Annotated in this window: 1 protein-coding gene; it reads right to left on the bottom strand. The window is 70.0% G+C overall.

Annotated elements, in window-relative coordinates:
• On the bottom strand, nt 1-3,267 hold a 3,267-nt coding region (locus JOY90_RS22580), incomplete at both ends, for a helicase-related protein (protein ID WP_291693328.1).

The raw sequence follows: 3,267 nt of genomic DNA, 5'->3' as shown, positions 1-3,267 counted from the left end.
AACGGCGAGTTCGGATCGATCGCCCGCTCGCGCTCGCGCGGCGCCGAGGAGGCGAACGGCCGCAGCGACGGACCGCTCTCGCGGTCGCGCCGGTCACGCCCCTTGTCGCGCCCATGCTCGCGGCCGCCGCCCTTGTCGCGCTCGGAGCGGTCGCGGCCCTTGCCTTCGAACTTGTCGCGACGGCGATCGCCATCACGATCCCGCTCGCGGTCACGGCCCTTGCCCTCGAAGCGCCCACGCCCATGCTGGTCGCGCTCATTGCGGCGCTCCTGCGCCGGCGCTTCGGCCGACCCCGCTGCAGCCGCGGCCTCGGCTGGCGCGCCTTCGCGCGGCTTGTTGAAATCCTTGTTGAAGTCCTTGTTGAAATCTTTGGCGAAGCGCCGGCCGTGGTGGCGATGCCGCTCGCGCCTTTCACCTTCGCCGGCGCCTTGACCTTGCCCCGCCTCGCCGGCCGCCGCGGCACCCGGCTGCGCGCCTTCGGCAGAAGCCTGCCCATGCCCATGCCCTTGCTGATGACGGTGGCGATGGCGCTCATGGCGCGGCCGCCGCTCGTCCTGCCGCCCACCGGGGCGCCAGACCTCGACCAGCACCGGCTCGGCCGGCGCGGCTGCCGCTTCGGGCGACGCCGTCGTTTCTGGCAATGCGGCAGCCTCGGAGGCCACGGCGTCCGTTGCGGCGGGTTCGATCGAAGCTGCGTCGGCGGTCGTCTGTGCTGGCGGCTGCTCCGGCGTGGCTTCGGCCACGAACGGCTCGGGAACGACCGCAGGCGCCTCGACGGAAACCGCGGGCTCCGCCTCCGGCGGCGCGGCTTCCACGGCCGTCGGTTCCGCCGCAGGCTCGGCGGCTTCCGACGACGCTTCGGCAGCAACATCTGCCGACGCGTGGTCGACGATCTCCACCGTGGCCGCACTGATCGCCTCCGCCGGCGCGTCGACGGCCACCTCGGTCACGCCTTCGCTCGCAGCTTCGCTTGGTGCCTCGCCGGCGGCGGCCGGCGGCGCGTCGCTTGCGGCTTCCGCCGGCACAGGTTCGGCCGCGGGCACCTCGACCGGCGCGGGCTTCGGCGGCAGCGGCGGCCGCTTCTCCATGCGATAGCCGAGCGCGCGCAGGACCGAGGCAAAATCTTCGCCGGCCGAGCCGGTCAGCGACGTCATCGCCTGCGTCACCACGAAGCCGCGGCCATCGAAGGCGCCCGGCGGCTTCTCGCCCACCGCATTCTCGCGCCAGGCCAGCGCCGGGCGGATCAGGTCGGCGAGCCGCTCCAGGATGTCGACGCGCACCGCGCGCTCGCCGCATTGCCGATAGCCGAGCACACGATAGGCGTCGCGCGGCAGCGTCTTGTCGACCGGAAACGAGGTGCGGCCGCTGCTCGCCATATGCTGCGCGCCCGACAGCGCCTGCGCATCGACATTGTCGTGCTTCTGCAGCCAGAGCAGCGAGGCGAGCGCGCGCGCCGCGGGCTTGAGCAGCGCCGGCAGGTAGATGTGATAGGCTCCGAAGCGCACGCCATATTTGCGCAAGGTGGCGCGCGCAGGCTGATCGAGATCCTTCATCTCGGCCGCGATCCTGCTGCGCTCCAGCACGCCGAGCGCCTCGACGAGCTGGAATGCGATGCCGCGGCCAATGCCGGTGATGTCTTCGGCCTTGGCGAGTTCGAACAGGGGGCCGAGCAGCTTCTCGGCATGCGTCTTCAGCCAGAGCTGCAGCCGCGCCTCGACCTTCTCGCGCGAAGCGCCGGTCAGGCGCTCGTCGGCAATGATGCGCAGCCGCGGGTGCAGCGCATCGTCGGCCGCAACCAGCTTCGCTACTGCATCGCCGGTCCAGCGCAGGGTACCGTCGGAGGCGAGCACGAAATGCTCGTCGGGACTGGAGGCCAGCTTCTCGGCACGCGCATCGATCTCGCCGGCCAGCGCCTTTTGCGCCGCGGCCTGCAGCGCCTTGGCGTCGGAGCCCGCTTCCGCCGCGTCGGGCGCAAACGTGAAACCGTCGAGGCGGCCGATCGTGTGCCCCTCGACGATGACTTCGCCGGTCTTGCCGATCTCGGTGTTCAAACTCGCATTCTCCCGCAAGCGGCGCATCAATACACTGGTACGCCGATCAACGAAACGCTCCGTGAGGCGTTCGTGCAACGCGTCCGATAATTTATTTTCGACGTTGCGCGTGATCCCCTGCCAATGGTCGGGGTCGGCCAGCCAGTCCGGACGGTTGGCAACGAAGGTCCAGGTCCTGATCTGCGCGATCCGGCCCGACAGCGTATCGATATCGCCGTCGATGCGATCGGCCTGATCGACCTGGGTTGCAAACCAGCCGTCCGGTATCCTCCCCTTGCGCATCAGGAAACCAAACAATGTCGTCACAAGTTCGGCATGCGCGGCCGGCGCGATCTTGCGATAGTCGGGAATCTGGCAGGTCTCCCACAGCCGCTCCACGGCGGTTGCGCCATGCGCCATCTCGCGCACCTCGGGGTCGCGCGCGGCGTGCTCGAGCACGCGCATATCCTCGGCGATCGGCGCCCGCGTCAGCGCCTCGTGACCGGGCGGCAGCGCCAGCGACACCTGCAGCGCGCCCAGCGAGGCGAAATCCAGCTTCGAATTGCGCCATTGCAGCACTTTCACCGTGTCGAAGGTGTGGTTCTGCAGTGCGTTGACGAGCTCCGGCTCGAACGGCGCGCAGCGGCCGGTGGTTCCGAACGTGCCGTCGCGGGTGGCACGGCCGGCGCGGCCGGCGATCTGTGCGAACTCGGCCGGGTTCAGCCGCCGGAACTGATAGCCGTCGTATTTGCGGTCGGAGGCGAAGGCGACATGGTCGACATCGAGGTTCAACCCCATGCCGACCGCGTCGGTGGCGACGAGATAATCGACATCGCCGGACTGGAAGAGCGCGACCTGCGCGTTGCGGGTGCGCGGTGACAGCGAGCCGAGCACGACCGCGGCGCCGCCATGCTGGCGGCGGATCAATTCGGCGATCGCATAGACCTCGTCGGCGGAGAAGGCGACGATCGCGGTGCGGCGCGGCTGGCGCGTGATCTTGCGGTCGCCGGCAAATTCGAGCCGCGACAGCCGCGGCCGCGTCACGATCGAGGCGCCCGGCAGCAGCTTCTCGATGATCGGCCGCATGGTAGCGGCGCCGAGCAGCAGCGTCTCGTCGCGGCCGCGGCGGTTGAGGATGCGGTCGGTGAAGACATGGCCGCGCTCGAGATCGGCGCCGATCTGGATCTCGTCGACGGCGAGGAACGAGACGTCGAGCTCGCGCGGCATCGCCTCCACG

The sequence above is a fragment of the Bradyrhizobium sp. genome, assembly GCF_019242285.1.
Lineage (GTDB): Bacteria > Pseudomonadota > Alphaproteobacteria > Rhizobiales > Xanthobacteraceae > Bradyrhizobium.
Note: the sequence above shows the minus strand (reverse complement) of the source record. Positions and strands in the feature narration are given on the sequence as shown.